The 16,809-nt window shown below is 65.5% G+C and carries 11 protein-coding genes; 4 read left to right on the forward strand and 7 right to left on the reverse strand.

What is annotated here, in order from left to right:
• Window positions 1-175: 175 nt before the first annotated feature.
• Entirely contained in the window at window positions 176-1,504 is a 1,329-nt protein-coding gene (gene guaD / locus EV699_RS05820; protein WP_132539929.1) for a guanine deaminase, read from the reverse strand.
• 152 nt (window positions 1,505-1,656) lie between these two features.
• On the opposite strand from guaD, the gene EV699_RS05825 reads away from it, so the two are divergent.
• Window positions 1,657-2,400, forward strand: coding sequence for a GntR family transcriptional regulator (locus tag EV699_RS05825; protein ID WP_132539932.1), 744 nt, complete (start codon window positions 1,657-1,659; stop codon window positions 2,398-2,400).
• On the opposite strand, the gene EV699_RS05830 is transcribed toward EV699_RS05825, so the two are convergent.
• From EV699_RS05830 to EV699_RS05855, 6 genes are all read right to left on the reverse strand, one after another.
• Window positions 2,397-3,695 carry an NCS2 family permease gene (locus EV699_RS05830; RefSeq protein ID WP_132539935.1) on the reverse strand — a complete coding sequence of 433 codons (1,299 nt, stop codon included), beginning with the start codon at window positions 3,693-3,695 and terminating at the stop codon, window positions 2,397-2,399. The two genes, EV699_RS05825 and EV699_RS05830, sit on opposite strands and share 4 nt — an antisense overlap.
• Entirely contained in the window at window positions 3,695-4,792 is a 1,098-nt protein-coding gene (gene xdhC / locus EV699_RS05835) for a xanthine dehydrogenase accessory protein XdhC (protein ID WP_132539938.1), read from the reverse strand. Before xdhC ends, EV699_RS05830 begins: the two co-directional genes overlap by 1 nt.
• A complete protein-coding gene (locus EV699_RS05840; RefSeq protein WP_132539941.1) occupies window positions 4,789-5,805 on the reverse strand; it encodes an adenosine deaminase in 1,017 nt (338 codons plus the stop codon). The genes xdhC and EV699_RS05840 overlap by 4 nt, the downstream gene beginning before the upstream one ends.
• An 86-nt stretch (window positions 5,806-5,891) precedes the next feature.
• On the reverse strand, window positions 5,892-8,207 hold the full coding sequence (gene xdhB, locus EV699_RS05845) for a xanthine dehydrogenase molybdopterin binding subunit (RefSeq protein WP_132539944.1): 2,316 nt from the start codon (window positions 8,205-8,207) through the stop codon (window positions 5,892-5,894).
• Between the two features lie 8 nt (window positions 8,208-8,215).
• Window positions 8,216-9,688, reverse strand: coding sequence for a xanthine dehydrogenase small subunit (gene xdhA, locus EV699_RS05850; RefSeq protein ID WP_132539947.1), 1,473 nt, complete (start codon window positions 9,686-9,688; stop codon window positions 8,216-8,218).
• Window positions 9,689-10,011: 323 nt separating this feature from the next.
• On the reverse strand, window positions 10,012-10,572 hold the full coding sequence (locus EV699_RS05855) for a Pycsar system effector family protein (protein ID WP_132539950.1): 561 nt from the start codon (window positions 10,570-10,572) through the stop codon (window positions 10,012-10,014).
• Window positions 10,573-10,924: 352 nt separating this feature from the next.
• On the opposite strand from EV699_RS05855, the gene EV699_RS05860 reads away from it, so the two are divergent.
• From EV699_RS05860 to EV699_RS05870, 3 genes are read left to right on the forward strand one after another with little or no spacing between them, the layout of a single operon-like run.
• Window positions 10,925-14,194: a helicase-related protein gene (locus EV699_RS05860; RefSeq protein WP_132539953.1), complete on the forward strand. Its 3,270-nt coding sequence runs from the start codon at window positions 10,925-10,927 to the stop codon at window positions 14,192-14,194.
• Window positions 14,191-14,892 (forward strand): DUF4391 domain-containing protein, encoded by a 702-nt coding sequence (locus tag EV699_RS05865; protein ID WP_132539956.1) that lies wholly within the window; start codon window positions 14,191-14,193, stop codon window positions 14,890-14,892. The genes EV699_RS05860 and EV699_RS05865 overlap by 4 nt, the downstream gene beginning before the upstream one ends.
• Window positions 14,893-14,930: 38 nt before the next feature.
• Window positions 14,931-16,799: a site-specific DNA-methyltransferase gene (locus tag EV699_RS05870; RefSeq protein ID WP_132539959.1), complete on the forward strand. Its 1,869-nt coding sequence runs from the start codon at window positions 14,931-14,933 to the stop codon at window positions 16,797-16,799.
• Window positions 16,800-16,809: the final 10 nt, after the last annotated feature.

A 16,809-nucleotide genomic window follows, 5' to 3' on the forward strand; every position in this document is an offset into this window, starting at 1 on the left:
AAGGGCTACCTGTACTTCGCGATGGCCTTCTCGGTGCTGGTGGAGGTGCTCAACCTCTGGGCCACCCAGAAGCGGCGCGCGGGACGGGCCGCCGCCGCGGTTCCCGAGGCTGCCGAGTAAGCCGCCCGGGCACGGGCACGGGGGCGGGCCGTACGGCCCGCCCCCGTTTTTCGTTTCAGGCGCTGCCGCGCTCCCAGGCGGCGGCGCCCTGCAGGTAGGTCGCGGCGACGTTGCGGTCGTCGCCCAGCGTGAACAGCGCGAACCATTCCTCCAGCACGTCGTGATCGCGCACCACCGCGGCGCGGCGTGCGGTCAGTGCCGTGCCGGCGCTGTCGAGCACCACCGCGTCGGCCTCGCGACCGGGCTCGAAGTTGCCGACCCGTCCGGCGAGCCCCAGCGCCCGCGCCCCCGCCAGCGTCGCCAGGTACAGCGCGCGCGCCGGCGTCAGGCGCTGCCCCTGCAGTTGCAGCACCTTGTAGGCCTCGGCCAGCGTGCGCAGCATGCTGTAGCTGGTGCCGGCGCCGACGTCGGTGGCGAGGCTGCTGCACGCGCCGGCGGCGTCCATCGCCGCGAGGTCGTACAGGCCGCTGCCGAGGAACAGGTTCGAGGTCGGGCAGAACGCCGCCGCCGCACCGCTCGCCGCGAGGCGCGCGCGGTCGACCGCGTCGAGCCACACGCAGTGGGCGTAGATCGCGCGCTCCCGCAGCAGGCCGTAGTGGTCGTAGACGTCGAGGTAGCTGCGCGCCCACGGGAACAGCGACGCGACCCACGCGACCTCCTTGCGGTTCTCGGCCACGTGCGTCTGCACGTACACGTCCGGGTGTTCGCGCGCGAGGCGGCCGGCGGCTTCGAGCTGCGCCTCGGTCGAGGTCGGCGCGAAGCGCGGCGTGATCGCGTAGGCGAGGCGGTCGACGCCGTGCCAGCGCTCGATCAGCGCCTTCGATTCACGGTAGGCGCGCTCCGGGTCGTCGCGCAGGAATTCCGGGCAGTGGCGGTCCATCAGCACCTTGCCGGCGATCAGGCGCATCCCCCGCTGCTGCGCCGCCGCCAGCAGCGCGTCGACCGACTGCGGATGCACGGTGCACAGCGCGAGCGCGGTGGTGGTGCCGTTGCGCAGCAGCTGGTCGAGGAACAGCGGTGCCATCGCCTGCCCGTGCGCCAGGTCCTCGAAGCGGCGCTCGGCCGGGAACACGTAGCGCTCCAGCCATTCGAGCAGTTGTTCGCCGTACGAGGCGATGACGTCGATCTGCGGGAAATGGATGTGCGTGTCGACGAAGCCCGGCACGATCAGCCGCCCGCGGTGGTCGTGCACCTCGATGTGCGCCGGCAGGCCCGGGAGCAGTTCGGCCGCCGGGCCGAGCCGCGCCACGCGACCGTGTTCGATCAGCAGCAGGCCGTCGTCGAAACCTTCGAGCGCGCCGGCGTCGCCGCCGTCGCCGGGATCACGCAGGCAATGCAGGATGCGCCCGCGCAGGGCGACGGGGCGGGATGAGGTTTCGTGCATCGCGGTTTCCTCCGTCCGGCGCCGTCGACCGCAGTGGTGACGGCTCACTTGTATACTAAAATTTAATATTCTGTTGATGATTAAGGCGTGAGTATGTCCACGCCCAGCGTGTCAGCTCAGCATGTGTCTTGCATACGGGCAGGGGGTTTCAAATGTCTGCAAGCGAGGGAAAGGTCCGGCGCGAGATCGCCGTCACGCGCAGCAATGGCCGTGGCAGCGCCAAGCAGTCGCCCGAACGGATCGTCGAGGCGATCGTCGCCGCGATCGGTGAACACCGCCTCGCGCCGGGTACCAAGCTCGGCGAGGAACACCTCGGCGAGATCTTCGGCGTCAGCCGCACCATCGTGCGCGCGGCACTGGTGCGCTTGGCCAACACCCGCGTGGTGACGATCGAGCCCAACCGCGGCGCCTTCGTCGCGCAGCCCAGCGTGCGCGAGGCGCGCGAGGTGTTCGACGCGCGCCGGGTGATCGAGACCGCGCTGATCCGCCGCCTGGCTGGCGTCTGCGACGCTGCCGCGCTCGCCGGCCTGCGCCGGCACCTCGAACAGGAGGACGTCGCCCGCACCGCCGGCGACCGCCGCAGCGCGGTGAAGCTGTCGGGCGACTTCCACCTGAAGCTCGCCGAACTCGCCGGCAACGAGACCCTGCTCGAACTGCTGCGCGAACTGGTGCTGCGTTCGTCGCTGGTGGTCATGCTCTACGAGTACGACGGCCGCACCGCCTGCGCCCCCGACGAACACACCCGCCTGGTGGCGGCGATCGCCACCGGTGACGCCGAGGCCGCGGCGCGGCTGATGGCCGAACACCTCGACCACGTCGAGGCCGGCCTGAGCCTCGACGACAAGGGCGACGCGGCGGTGGACCTGCGCGAGGTGTTCTCCGCCTTCACCGGCTAGTGCCCGGCGAAGAACGCGAAGCGGATCACGAACAGCGCCGCGATCACCCACACCATCGCCGAGACGTCGCGCCCGCGTCCGGCGAGCACCTTGATCGCCACGTAGCTGATGAAGCCGAAGGCGATGCCGTTGGCGATCGAGAAGGTCAGCGGCATCACGATCGCGGTTAAACCCGCCGGGATCGCCTCGGTGAGGTCCTCCCACTCGATGTGGCTCACCTCCTGCGCCATCAGCACGGCGACGTAGAGCAGCGCCGGCGCCGTGGCGTAGGCCGGCACCATCCCCGCCAGTGGCGCGAAGAACAGCGCCGCCAGGAAGCACACCCCGACCACCACCGCGGTCAGCCCCGAGCGCCCGCCGGCGGCGGTGCCGGCGGCACTCTCGATGTAGGCGGTGGTCGAGCTGGTGCCGAGCACCGAGCCGATCACGATCGCGCTCGAATCCGCCAGCAGCGCCTTGCCCATGCGCGGCATGTTGCCGTCGGCATCGAGCAGCTTGGCGCGGTTGGCCACGCCGAGCATCGTGCCGGTGGCGTCGAACAGCTCCACCAGGAAGAAGGTGAGCACCACGCCGAACAGGCCGGCGTGCAGCGCGCCGGCGAAGTCGAGCTGGCCGAGGGTCGGCATGATCGACGGCGGCGCCGACACCAGGCCGGTGAAGGTGATGTGGCCGAGCGCGATCGCGGCGGCGGTGACGCCGAGGATGCTGAGGATCACCGCGCCGGTCACCTTGCGGTGGTCGAGCGCGACGATCGCGAAGAAGCCGGCGAGGGCGAGCAGCGGCTCGGGCTTGTGCAGGTCGCCGAGGGTCACCAGCGTCGCCGGCGAGGCCACCACGATGCCGGCGTTCTTCAGGCTGATGATGCCGAGGAACAGGCCGATGCCCGCCGAGATCGCGAACTTCAGCGAGCGCGGGATGGAGCGCACCAGCAGCTCGCGGATGCCGGCGACCGTGATGATGACGAACAGCACGCCCGACATGAACACGCCGGCGAGCGCCACCTGCCAGGGCATGCCCATCGCGCCGACGACCGTGAAGGCGAAATACGCGTTGAGCCCCATGCCCGGCGCCAGCGCGATCGGGTAGTTGGCGTACAGCCCCATGATGAAGCAGCCGATCGCCGCGGCGAAGCAGGTGGCGACGAACACCGCGCCCTGGTCCATGCCCGCGGCGGCGAGGATCGACGGGTTGACGAAGATGATGTAGGCCATCGCCAGGAAGGTCGTGAGGCCGGCGATGGCCTCGGTGCGCACATCGGTGCCGAGTTCGCGCAGCTTGAACAGGCTTTCGAGCATCACGGGATCTCCAGATGACGGGTGGGCAGGCGTCGGTGTGTGGCCGCCGGTCGGGGCGGCGCGGCACGCGTCGCGGTATGGACATGCAACAGTTGCGCCGCCACGGCGATCGCGATCGCCGCCGGGTGCTTGTCGTGGATGCCGTCGACGCCGATCGGCGAGACCAGCCGGGCGATCGCGCCCGCGTCGACGCCGCGCTGGCGCAGGCGCCGCTCGAAGTTGCTGCGCTTGGAGCGCGAGCCGATCAGGCCGACGAAGGGCAGATCGGGGCGCGCGAGCAGCGCCACGCACAGTTCCAGGTCGAGCGCGTGGTCGTGCGTCATCACCACGCACAGGCTGCCGGCGCCGAGCCCGGCGACCGCGGCGACGGCATCACCACCGATCGCCCGCACGCCTGCGGGCAGCGCTTCGGGGAACACGTCCGCGCGCGGATCGATCCAGTCGATGCGGGCGGCGTAGGGCGCGAGCACGTGCACCAGCGCGCGGCCGACGTGGCCGGCGCCGAACAGCGCAAGCTGCAGCCCCGCGCCGCCGACCGGCTCGTAGATCAGCGCCGGCTCGCGGCCGACGCCGGCGTCGCTGCCGCCGGCCAGCGGCTCGATCAGCGGCGCCCCCATGCCGGCGACGAGGCACTCGCGGGCGCGGGCGATCGCATGCGCGTCGAGTCCGGCACTGCCGAGGCTGCCGGCGTGTGCGTGCGTGTCGACCACCAGCGCGCACGCGTCGCCGGCATCGACCCGCGCGACGCGCACGCACGGGTGTCCGGCGCGCGCCGCGAGCGCCGCGACCCACGCCGGCCGCGGTAGCGCCACGTACTCGAAGCTGACGAAGGCGACGCCGCCGCAGCACTGGCCGAAGGCGAGCCCGAGCGGAAAGCGCTGCAGCCGCCGCCCGGCATCGCCGTCGGCGAGCAGCGCGCGGGCGTGTGCGATCGCGTGGTGCTCGAGCCCGCCGCCGCCGATGCTGTCGTACAGCGCGTCGGCGGTGACCAGCATGCGCGTGCCGGGCTCGCGCGGCACCGAGCCGCGGGCGCCGACCAGCGTGACCAGCACCGCGGGCACGCGGAGTGCGGCGAGGGTGTCGAGCCAGGTGCTCATGTCGCGGCGGCGTCGTAGTCGGCGAGCGCCTGGCGGCAGCGGGCGCGTTCCTCCGCCGTCAGCCACGCGGCCTCGAAGCTGTTGTCGGCGAGCTGGCGCAGCTCGGCGCGGCTCGGCGCGAGCGCCTCGGCGACGGCGGCGAAGTTGTCGCCGACGTAGCCGCCGAAGTAGGCCGGGTCGTCGGAGTTGATCGTCACGCACAGGCCGTCACGCAGCAGCGTCAGCAGGTTGTGCGCGGCGAGGTCGGGGAACACGCGCAGCTTGACGTTCGACAGCGGGCACACCGTCAGCGGCATGCGCTCGCGGGCGAGCCGCGCCACCAGCGCCGGGTCCTCGACGCAGCGCACGCCGTGGTCGATGCGCACCACCTTGAGCAGGTCGAGCGCCTCGGTGATGTAGGCCGGCGGGCCTTCCTCGCCGGCGTGCGCGACCACCGGCCTGCCGAGTGTTCGCGCGCGCGCGAACACTCGCGCGAACTTCGACGGCGGGTGGCCGCGCTCGGAGGAGTCGAGGCCGAAGCCGTCGATGCGGTCGAGGTGGGGCAGCGCGGCGTCGAGCGTGGCCTCGGCGGCGGCCTCGGGCAGGTGGCGCAGGAAGCACAGGATCAGCCGGTAGCCGATGCCGAGCTCGCGCCGGCCGCGTTCGAGCGCGCCGTGGATGCCGTCGAGCACCGTCGCGAAGGGGATGCCGCGGTCGGTGTGGGTCTGCGGGTCGAAGAAGATCTCGGTGTGCAGCACGCGGTCGGCGTGTGCGCGTTCGAGGTAGGCCCAGGTCAGGTCGTGGAAGTCGGCCGCGGTGCGCAGCACGCTGGCGCCGGCGTAGTAGAGGTCGAGGAAGGACTGCAGGTCCTCGAAGCGGTAGGCCGCGCGCACCGCCTCGACGTCGGCGTAGGGCAGCGTCACGCCGTTGCGGCGGGCGAGGGCGAACATCAGCTCGGGCTCGAGCGTGCCTTCGATGTGCAGGTGCAGCTCGGCCTTGGGCAGGCCGCGGGCGTAGTCGGCGAGGCTGGTCACGGAAACACCTCCTGCGGTCGGCGCGCGCGCGGCGCGGACGGATGGCGCGGCGGTGCCGGCGGCGGCCGGCACCCGGGCATCGGCTTTCAGCGGCCTGCGGCGCGCACCGCGTCCACCGCGCGCAGCACCGCTTCCGGCGTCGCCGGGGCGTCGAGCGGCGGCCGGCAGCCGGGGGCGCCGCAGGCGGCGACGGCGTCGCGGATGGCCTGGAACGCCGCGATGCCGAGCATGAACGGCGGCTCGCCGACCGCCTTGGAGCGGTAGATCGTCTCCTCGCGGTTCGGCGCGCGTTCGAGCAGCGCCACGTGCCACTCGGCGGGCCAGTCGGAGCAGGCGGGGATCTTGTAGGTCGATGGCGCGTGGGTGGCGAGCTCGCCGCGCGGGTTCCACCACAGCTCCTCGCAGGTGAGCCAGCCCACCCCCTGCAGGAAGCCGCCCTCGACCTGGCCGAGGTCGAGCGCCGGGTTCAGCGAGCTGCCGACGTCGTGCAGGATGTCGACGCGCAGCAGCCGGGTCTCGCCGGTCAGCGTGTCGATCGCGACCTCGGCCACCGCCGCGCCGTAGGCGAAGTAGTAGAACGGCCGGCCGCTGAAGGTTGCGCGGTCGTAGTGGATCTTCGGGGTGCGGTAGTAGCCCGAGTCCCACAGCTGCACGCGCGCCAGGTAGGCGGCCTTGACCAGCGCCGCGAACGGCCACTCGCGTTCGCCGGCGACGATGCGGTCGCGTTCGAACACCACCGCGTCGGCCGCCACGCCGGCCTGCCCGGCGGCGAAGGCCGCGAGCCGCGCGCGGATCTTGCGCGCGGCGTCGCGCGCCGCCATGCCGTTGAGGTCGGAGCCCGACGAGGCCGCGGTCGCCGAGGTGTTCGGCACCTTGTCGGTGGCGGTGGCGGTGATGCGGATGCGCGCCGGGTCGATGGCGAGCTCCTCCGCCACCACCTGCACCACCTTGGTGTGCAGGCCCTGGCCCATCTCGGTGCCGCCGTGATTGATCTGCACGCTGCCGTCGTTGTAGACGTGCAGCAGCGCGCCGGCCTGGTTGTAGTGCGTCGCGGTGAAGGAGATGCCGAACTTCACCGGCGTCAGCGCCAGCCCCTTCTTCAGCACCGGGCTCGCGGCGTTGAACGCGGCGACGGCCGCGCGCCGGGCGTGGTAGTCGCTCTCGGTCGCCAGCCGCTGCACCAGCGGCTCGAGGATGTTGTCCTCGACCTTCATCCGGTAGTGCGTCTCGTCGCGCTCGCCGATGCCGTAGAAGTTGGCGCGGCGCACCTCGAGCGGGTCGCGCCCGAGGTGGCGCGCGATCTCGTCCATCACCTGCTCGATCAGCACCATGCCCTGTGGCCCGCCGAAGCCGCGGAAGGCGGTGTTCGACACCGTGTGCGTCTTGCAGCGGTGCGAGACGATGTCGACGTGTTCGAGGCAGTAGGCGTTGTCGACGTGGAACATCGCGCGGTCGTTGACCGGCCCGGAGAGGTCCACCGAGTAGCCGCAGCGCGACGCCAGCAGCAGGCGCGCGCCGTGGATGCGGCCGTCGTCGCCGAAGCCGACCTCGTAGCGGTACCAGAAGTCGTGGCGCTTGCCGGTGAGCAGCATGTCGTCGTCGCGGTCGAGCCTGAGCTTGACCGCGCGGCCGGTCTTGCGTGCCATCACCGCGGCGGCGGCGGCGATCAGCGCCGGCTGCGACTCCTTGCCGCCGAAGCCGCCGCCCATGCGGCGCATCTCCACCGTCACGTCCTTGGCGGTGACGCCGAGCGCGTGCGCAACCACGTGCTGCACCTCGCTCGGGTGCTGCGTGGAGCTGAGGATGCGCCAGCAGCCGTCCTCCTGCGGCACGGCGAGCGCGATCTGGCCTTCGAGGTAGAAGTGATCCTGCCCGCCGACCGCGTACTCGCCGTCGAGGCGGTGCGGCGCGGCGGCGATGCGCGCATCGGGCTCGCCGCGGGTGATGCGCTCGCTCGGCAGCACGAAGCTGCCGGCGGCGAGCGCCTCGCGCGCGCTCAGCAGCGCCGGCAGTTCCTCGTATTCGACGCGGGCACGGCGCGCGGCGCGGCGCGCCGCGTCGTGCGAGGTCGCGACCACGCCGAACAGCGGCTGGCCGGCGTACTCGACCAGGGCCTCGGTGAAGATCGGGTCGTCGTGGACGACCGCACCGTAGTTGTTCTCGCCGGGGATGTCGGCGGCGGTGACCACCGCGACCACGCCGGGCGCGGCGAGCACCGGCGCGAGGTCGAGCGAGCGGATGCGCCCGTGGGCGATGCGGCTCAGGCCGAAGGCGCCGTGCAGGGTGCCGGCGGGGGCGGTGACGTCGTCGGTGTAGCGGGCCTCGCCGCTCACGTGCAGGTGGGCGCTCTCGTGCTCGCGGGCGCGGCCGATGGTGATCGATTCGGCGTTCGACATGGACATGCCCTCCGTCAGGCCAGTTCGCTGAGGCGCACCGGCGCCGCCACGCCGGTGGCTTCGAGCCAGAAGCGGCTCAGCAGGTTGGCGGCGACCTCGCGGCGGTAGTCGGCGCTGGCGCGGGCGTCGGTCAGCGGCGTGAAGTCGCCGGCCAGCGCGCGCATGGCGTCGGCGAGCGCGGCTTCGTCGAACGGCCGGCCGCGCAGCGCGGCCTCGGCGCCGGCGGCACGCTTCGGCGTCGCCGCCATGCCGCCGTAGGCGATGCGCACGTCGTGCACGCGGCCGTCGGCTGCGAGTTCGAGCGCGTAGGCGCCGCACACCGCGGAGATGTCCTGGTCGATGCGCTTCGACACCTTGTAGGTCGCGAAGCGCTGCCCGGCGCGCGGGGCGGGGACGATCACCGCCTCGACGAACTCGCCGGGGCGGCGGTCCTGGCGCATGTAATCGAGGTAGAGCGCGTCGAGCGGCAGCTCGCGGCGCTCATCGCCGTGGCGCAGCCGCACCCGCGCCCCGAGCGCGATCAGCGCCGGCATCGAATCGCCGATCGGCGAGCCGTTGGCGACGTTGCCGCAGAGGGTGCCGGAGTTGCGGATCGGCGTGGAGGCGAAGCGGCGGTGGAGTTCGTCGAGCGCCGAGTAGGCGTCGAGCAGCGCGCGGAAGGCACGCGACAGCGACACCGCCGGGCCGATGCACAGGCCCTGCGCGTCCTGCTCGATCGCGTCGAACGCGGCGACGTCGCCGAGGTAGAGGAAGGTGTCGATCGGCCGGAACTGCTTGTTGATCCACAGGCCGACGTCGGTGCCGCCGGCGAGCACGGTGGCCTGCGGGTGCTCGGCGTAGAGCCGCGCGAAGGCGTCGGCGTCGGTCGGCGCGTAGAGCGTCACGCCGTCGCCGCGCAGCACGCGCGTGCCGTCCGGCCGCAGGCCTTGCAACTGGGCGATGCGCGCGGACTCGTCCTGCCCCGGTGCGAACGGCACCGCATCGGTGCCGTAGTCGCGCAGGTGCTGCGCGGCGGTGATGATCGGCCGGTAGCCGGTGCAGCGGCACAGGTTGCCGGAGAGCGCGTCGTCGATCGCGCGCCGGTCGGGCTGCGCGGGGCCGTCGAGGTAGAGCCCGAGCAGCGACATCACGAAGCCGGGGGTGCAGAAGCCGCACTGCGAGCCGTGGTGGTCGACCAGCGCCTGCTGCACCGGGTGCAGGCGGCCGTCGGTGCCGCGCAGGCTCTCGACGGTGATCAGCTCCTTGCCGTCGAGCGTGGCGACGAAGCGGATGCAGGCGTTGATCGGCAGGTACTGCACCCGGCCGTCGCGCAGCTCGGCGAGCACCACGGTACAGGCGCCGCAATCGCCCTCGGCGCAACCTTCCTTGGTGCCGGTGCGCCCGAGGTGTTCGCGCAGGTACTGCAGCACGGTCGTGGTGGGGTCGATACCGGTGACGGTGTGCACCCGTCCATCCAGTACGAAGCGGATGCTGTCGTGCTCGCTCATCGGGGCGGTCTCCAGTCGGCCATGGGGTGGTTGCCATCCTGGGCGCGCCCGGGCCGCGTACGCGGCAGATCCCGGCGGTCCATATGGTGCGCGCATGGGCAAGAAAAATTCAATACATTGTCAACAAAAAATCGCTTGATTGTTTCACAATACAGGAAAGGTTCGGTGTCACGTTGTACCGGATGGCGTCGACGATATCCGGTGGCGGCGGCCATGCCGTCGGCGCGCCCCTGCGTCCGAATATCAGCATGAACCACGCCAGCGCGGTCTGCAGGGAATCGCCGGGGGGCGCAGGGGGACGGCAGGGCGTGCCGGCCGCGGGCTCAGCGGCCCATGCGCAGGCAGGCGTCGACCAGGTAGGGGAAGGCGACGAGGAAGATCGCCGTCATCGCGATCCGGGCGGCGCGCCGGAACAGTACGTACTTGCGCATCGCGATCGCGCTGTTGGCGACGATCTGGGTGGCGATGTCGTGCAGGTAGGCGCCGGTGGTGAAGTGCCCGCTCGCCGGGGTGTAGCGCTCGCGCGCGAGCGCTTCGAAGCGCGCGGCGTCCATGCGCGCGATGTCGCCGAAGAACAGCAGGTTGCGCTGCGCCTCGGCGGCGCCGGGGACGGCGTCGGCGGTGGTGATCTGCGGCAGGAAGGCGGTGATCGCGGTCAGCGCCGCGGCCAGGAACAGCAGGATCGCGAGCGGCAGCAGCGCGCCCGCCAGCGGCGGCAGGGCGCGGCTGTTCGACAGGATGTTGATGCAGGCGACGATCCACACCGAGCAGAACGCCAGCAGCGCGCCGTTCTTGGTCTCGCCGAACTTGACGAAGTCGATGGTCCGGGCAAGGTGGGCGGACATCAGCTTCTCGTAGGCTTCTTCCTGCTCGTTTTTGGCCATGGCGTGCTATCGGTTCGTTCCGGTCTGCATGAAGTTGCCTCACTTTCACAGACATCCTAGCCTGCAAGGCCAAAAAGGAACCTGCGATGTTCAAGTCCCGTCCGCCACACTCGGAGAAGTTCAAACAAAACCAAGCCCGAGGGCACGCGCGGTGCTCATCACACCTCATCAACGCGGGTGCAACCTCCGGCGTCAGGTCTGGGGTTTTCTCTATGAATGAACTTCGCGCTCATGCACGATCCAGTTGTTCCACCACTAAAGCTCAAAACAATCAATCCACACTCGGTTTGAAACTCAGACCGATTAGCGGTGTAAATACACCTCAAATTTAAACACTAAAGGCAGACTCTTGATGGAACTCATCGACAACATCAATCGCTTGTTCGGCGACGACCTCAAACAAACGCTAAAGCCAGATGCTCGGCTGAAAATTGCGGCCTCATGCTTTTCGATGTATGCGTTCGAAGCGCTCCGCTCCGAACTGGAAAAAATCGGCGAGTTGAATTTCATTTTCACCTCACCAACCTTTATCGCCAACGAGGTTACTGACAAAATTCGCAAGGAGCGCAAAGAGTTCCACATTCCAAAACTGGATCGGGAGCGCAGCCTATACGGGAGTGAATTCGAGATTCAACTCCGCAACAAACTGACTCAGCGGGCCATCGCAAAAGAGTGCGCAGACTGGATGCGAAGGAAAGCAACATTCAAATCCAACCGCAATAAAGCACCGATGCAGCAGTTCGCCTGCGTGCAGTCCGAGGGTGCAGATACCGCCTACATGCCATTGCACGGCTTCACTGCCGTCGATCTCGGCTATCAACAAGGTGATGCGGTTTCTAATATCGTCGGCAAGATAAACGAACCAATCTTCGCGGCGACATACCTCGGTCTTTTCGATCAGATTTGGAGTGACCCCGAAAAGCTGGAGGATGTCACTGCCCAAATCTGCGACCACATTGCGTCGGTGTATCAAGAGAACTCACCTGAAAGCATCTACATTCTGATGCTCTACAACATCTTCCTGGAGTTCCTGGACGATGTCGACGAAGATGTTCTGCCCAATGACCGCACAGGATATCAAGACACACTAATCTGGAAAAAACTCTTCAATTACCAGAAGGATGCGGCCATCGGCATCATTAACAAACTTGAGACCTACAGCGGTTGCATCCTGGCAGACAGCGTCGGGTTGGGCAAAACTTTTACGGCTTTGGCTGTAGTGAAATATTATGAATTGCGCAACCGCTCGGTACTGGTGCTGTGCCCCAAGAAACTGGCGGACAACTGGCTCAACTACAACCGCAACCTCAAGACCAACATCTTCGCCCGCGACCGGTTCAACTATGATGTGCTTTGCCATACCGACCTCAGTCGTACCAGCGGCGAATCGTTCGGTACACCGCTCAACCGTATCAACTGGGGCAACTACGACCTCGTCGTCATCGATGAGTCGCACAACTTTCGTAACAACGACGCCTACAAAGACAAGGAGACCCGATACCAGAAGCTTATGAACAAGATCATCAGGGAAGGCGTCAAGACCAAAGTGCTGATGCTCTCGGCTACCCCGGTTAATAACCGCTTTAATGATCTCCGTAATCAGCTGGCTCTGGCCTATGAGGGAAACTCCGAAAATCTCAGCAAGAAGCTGCGTACCAGCAAGACCGTGGAGGAAATTTTCCGGGGTGCCCAGGCTGCTTTTAATGCATGGTCAAAGCATCCATCGGAAAAGCGTACGGCGCGCGCCATACTGGATATGTTGGACTTCGACTTCTTTGAACTGCTAGATAGCGTCACCATCGCGCGCTCGCGCAAGCACATACACACTTTTTATGACACAAAAGATATTGGGAAATTTCCCGAGCGCCACAAACCGCTTTCGTTTCACTGCCCACTGACGCAGCTAACAGATGTGATGAGTTTGAACGAAATTTTCGAGCAACTCTCCTTGCTCAATCTCGCTGTCTATGCCCCCATCAGTTACATCCTGCCCAGCCGACTTAAGAAATACGAGGACATGTATGACACGCAGGTGACAGGCAAAGGCAAACTTAGGCAAGCTGACCGCGAGAAGAGCCTGCAGGCACTGATGACAACCAATCTGCTCAAGCGGCTGGAAAGCTCGATTGAGTCCTTCCGCTTGACCCTGCGATCTTTGCGCGCCAACCACTTGGACACCCTAGCCAAGATTGCTGCATTCAATCAGACTGGTAGCGCTGCCAGCGTTACTGACATGACCGATCAGTTGGAAGACTTGGACGCGGAAGACGACGATCTACCAGTCATCGGCGATGCTGAAATCGGCGGCAAAATCAAGATCAGCCTCGGCGACATGGATTTGCCCTCATGGGAGCGCGATCTGAAGGTGGATCTGGAAATCATCGACGCACTGCTCGCATCGATGAACAAGATCACACCTGAAGACGATGCCAAGCTTCAGCACCTCAAAGCGCACCTGCTGAACAAGATCGCCAACCCGATCAATCCCGGCAACAAGAAGGTGTTGATCTTCACGGCATTCGCTGACACCGCCGACTACCTCTACGCCAACCTCGCCCCGATGCTGCAAGACGCCCATGGGCTGCACACCGCCAAAGTGACCGGCAAGGGAGCGCCGAAGTCCACCCTGAAGAAGAGCTACGACTTTCAGGAGTTGCTGACGCTGTTCTCTCCACGCTCCAAAGAAAAGGCCGTAGTGTTGCCCACAGAGCCGGCCGAGGTGGACCTGCTGATTGGTACGGACTGTATCTCTGAAGGTCAGAACCTTCAGGACTGCGACTACCTCATCAACTACGACATTCACTGGAACCCGGTTCGCATCATTCAGCGGTTTGGCCGAGTGGACCGGATCGGGTCACCGAACAGCAGCATCCAGTTGGTAAATTACTGGCCCGACATCACCCTCGACGAGTACATCAACCTCAAAGGCCGGGTTGAAAGCCGCATGATGATTGCGGACGTGACGGCCACAGGGGATGACAACGTGCTGTCTGCCCAGGCCAACGACGTGTCGTACCGCAAGGAACAACTGCGCCGCCTGCAAGAAGAAGTCATTGAGCTGGAAGACCTGAAAACCGGAGTGTCGATCACCGACCTCGGTCTCAATGACTTCCGCATGGATCTGCTCAACTACGTCAAGGAGCACGGCGAACTCCGCAACGTACCCAACGGCATGCATGCCGTTGTTTCCGCCAAGCCCACCATGGGCCTGCATCCGGGCGTCATCTTCACGCTGTGCAACCGCAATGCAAGCGTGAATGTCAACCAGCACAACCGGCTCCACCCTTACTACCTCGTTTACATCAACCGGGCTGGAGACGTGGTGCACGACCACACTGAGGTCAAGCGCCTGTTGGACTTGGCGCGCACCTGCTGCAAGGGCCAGGACAAGCCCATCCCGCAGGCATGCCAGCTCTTCAATCAGGAAACGGCCGAAGGACGAAAGATGCAGGTGTACTCAGACTTACTGGGTAAAGCTATTCGCTCGATGATCGAGGTGAAAGAAGAGAAGGATCTGGACAGCCTGTTCAGTGGTGGCAAGACCACGGCGCTGACCAACACCATCTCCGGCCTGAATGACTTCGAACTCATCAGTTTCCTCGTGATTCAGGAGGCTGGATGAGCCAAGGCGCGACCACACAACGACAAGCTGCGCTGATTGCCTACCCCAAGCAGGCAGCCTTCGGGCGCGTTTTGCCCAAGAACAAGATCTACGAGCACAGCGGGGCCAACACCCGGCTGAAGGATCTGTTCGTCGAACAGGTGGAGCAGATCGTCTGGCAGTACAAGCTCGCCCCGGAGACGATCAACCTGCCCGCGCGGCCCGGGGTGCCGGAGATCCAGATTTTCAGCATCCAGCTCAAGTCCACCGAGCTGCACGAGGACGTGCTCCGCTGCATTGATGGCGCGGTGCAGTTCCCGATCCTGTTTGAACTGAACCAAGGCCAGGGCGATCAGGCAAAGACGCAGGTGGTGGCGGCATACAAGCGCCCGAGCGAAGCTGACGCCAGTCGCTGGGTGCTCTCCGGCTACTTCGCCACCACCTGGATGCCTGCAGCCACCGCTCGCACGGCCATGCCACTGGCCCTCGATATGGCCCACTTGTACGCCGCCTTGCTGCAAGGCTTGATGCCGCTGCCGGCGCGCCCGCAGGAGACCTTGCCCGACTGGATTGCGCGTGTCGAACTGGCGGCTAGCAAGCGCCGCGAAGTCGAGAAAACCCAGGCGAAGCTGGCTAAGGAAAAGCAATTCAACCGCAAGGTGGAGGTCAACGCGACCTTGCGGCAACTGAAATCTGAACTTGAACAATTGAGTCGCTGAACCCCGATATCGGAAGCACGGCGACCAGAGGAATGAACATGGACAAACTGAAAATGCACTCGCCCAATCTCACGCAGGACAACATCGCGCGCATTCGCGAGCTGTTTCCGGGCTGCGTGACCGAAGCCAAAGGCGAGGACGGTAGCGTGAAGCTGGCAGTGGATTTTGATCAGTTGCGGCAGGAACTGGCCGATTCGATTGTCGAAGGGCCGCAGGAACGCTATCACCTGAACTGGCCAGGAAAGCGCGAGGCGCTCCTCGCGGCCAACGCGCCCATCGCCAAAACACTTCGGCCCTGCCGCGATGAGAGTGTGGACTTCGATACCACCAAGAACCTTTTCATCGAAGGCGACAACCTCGACGCGCTGAAGCTGTTGCAGGAGACCTATCTGGGCAAGGTCAAGATGATCTACATCGACCCGCCTTACAACACGGGACGTGATTTCGTTTACGACGATGACTTTGCAGAAAACGCGGAGTCGTTTCTAATCAAATCGCTTCAAACTAGCCCCGCAGGAGAGAGGCTCGTTGCTAACCCAGAATCGAACGGGCGGTTTCATTCAGATTGGCTATCGATGATGTATGCCCGGGTGCGCTTAGCAAAAGCTTTACTTGCAGATGATGGCGTCTTTCTCGCGTCCATCGACGACGGCGAAGTATCAAACCTTCGAAAAATCTGCGATGAAATATTTGGCGAAGAACAATTCGCTGCACAGATCATCTGGAAGAAGCGCAACACGCCACCAAATGACAAGGTTATTGGTGCTCAGCACGATTACATTCTCCTGTATGTGAAAAGTAATGTTTCAGGCATCAATCTGCGCCCGCGAACGCAAGATCAAATTGATCGATACAAGAATCCTGACAATCATCCAAAAGGCCCTTGGGTTGCCGGCGATCTCACCGGCAACGTCAAGGGAGGCCGCTATTCAGCCTCCCTCTACTATCCGATCGTCAATCCAAACACTGGTGAACACTTTTACCCACCTAACAACGGCAACTGGCGCTTCAATCGAGAGAAGGTCGAGCGCCTCATTGCAGAAGACTCGATCTATTTCGGCAAGGACGGCAAGCAATCACCTAAGCTTAAGCGGTTCCTTTCAGAGGTAAAGGAGGGGGCCACCTGGACCTCTCTTTGGGACTTCGCGCCCTTCAACACTTCCGGCTCGAATGAGATGGGGGAAATCTTCAACAACTCAACGTTGTTCGAGAATCCGAAGCCTATTGGTTTGCTTGAGCACATTCTCGAGCTTGGATCATCGCCTGACGCAATCGTGGTCGACTTTTTCGCAGGCGCCTCATCTACGGCCCATGCCGTAATGAAGAAGAACGCCGAAGACGGCGGCAGGCGTCGTTTCGTGATGGTGCAGCTACCCGAACCTTGTCCCGGGGACTCAGAAGCGGCCAATGCGGGATACAAGACCATTGCAGAAGTAAGCAAGGAGCGCATTCGGCGCGCCAGCAAGAAAATCAGTCAGAGTAACCCGCAGGTAGACACCGGCTTCCGCGTATTGAAGATCGACACCTCTAACATAGCCGACATTTATTACGCTCCCGATGCTCTGGACAAGGCCCATCTTGACTTATTCGTCGACAACATCAAGCCTGACCGCACGGCGGAAGACTTGCTGTTCCAGGTGATGCTGGACTGGGGTGTTGACTTGGCGCTGCCGGTTGCCAGGGAAAGCATTCAGGGCAAGGAGGTATTCTTTGTCGATGGCAACGCACTGGCCGCCAGCTTTGACGCGCACGGCGGCAACGACGAAACCTTCGTGAAGGAACTCGCCAAGCGCCAGCCGCTGCGCGTGGTGTTCCGCGATGCGGGCTTCAAGGACAGCGCCGTCAAGATCAACGTGGAGCAGATCTTCAAGCTCTTGTCGCCTGCCACAGAAGTGAAGTGCATCTGAGGAGGCTGCG

It is taken from the genome of Plasticicumulans lactativorans (assembly GCF_004341245.1).
GTDB classification, from domain to species: Bacteria; Pseudomonadota; Gammaproteobacteria; order Competibacterales; family Competibacteraceae; genus Plasticicumulans_A; species Plasticicumulans_A lactativorans.

Excerpts from the sequence above, each read along its gene's own strand:
- guaD (WP_132539929.1), bottom strand. The coding sequence starts at position 1,504 with ATGCACGAAACCTCATCCCGCCCCGTCGCCCTGCGCGGGCGCATCCTG.
- EV699_RS05825 (WP_132539932.1), top strand. The coding sequence starts at position 1,657 with ATGTCTGCAAGCGAGGGAAAGGTCCGGCGCGAGATCGCCGTCACGCGC.
- EV699_RS05830 (WP_132539935.1), bottom strand. The coding sequence starts at position 3,695 with ATGCTCGAAAGCCTGTTCAAGCTGCGCGAACTCGGCACCGATGTGCGC.
- xdhC (WP_132539938.1), bottom strand. The coding sequence starts at position 4,792 with ATGAGCACCTGGCTCGACACCCTCGCCGCACTCCGCGTGCCCGCGGTG.
- xdhB (WP_132539944.1), bottom strand. The coding sequence starts at position 8,207 with ATGTCCATGTCGAACGCCGAATCGATCACCATCGGCCGCGCCCGCGAG.
- xdhA (WP_132539947.1), bottom strand. The coding sequence starts at position 9,688 with ATGAGCGAGCACGACAGCATCCGCTTCGTACTGGATGGACGGGTGCAC.
- EV699_RS05855 (WP_132539950.1), bottom strand. The coding sequence starts at position 10,572 with ATGGCCAAAAACGAGCAGGAAGAAGCCTACGAGAAGCTGATGTCCGCC.
- EV699_RS05860 (WP_132539953.1), top strand. The coding sequence starts at position 10,925 with ATGGAACTCATCGACAACATCAATCGCTTGTTCGGCGACGACCTCAAA.
- EV699_RS05865 (WP_132539956.1), top strand. The coding sequence starts at position 14,191 with ATGAGCCAAGGCGCGACCACACAACGACAAGCTGCGCTGATTGCCTAC.
- EV699_RS05870 (WP_132539959.1), top strand. The coding sequence starts at position 14,931 with ATGGACAAACTGAAAATGCACTCGCCCAATCTCACGCAGGACAACATC.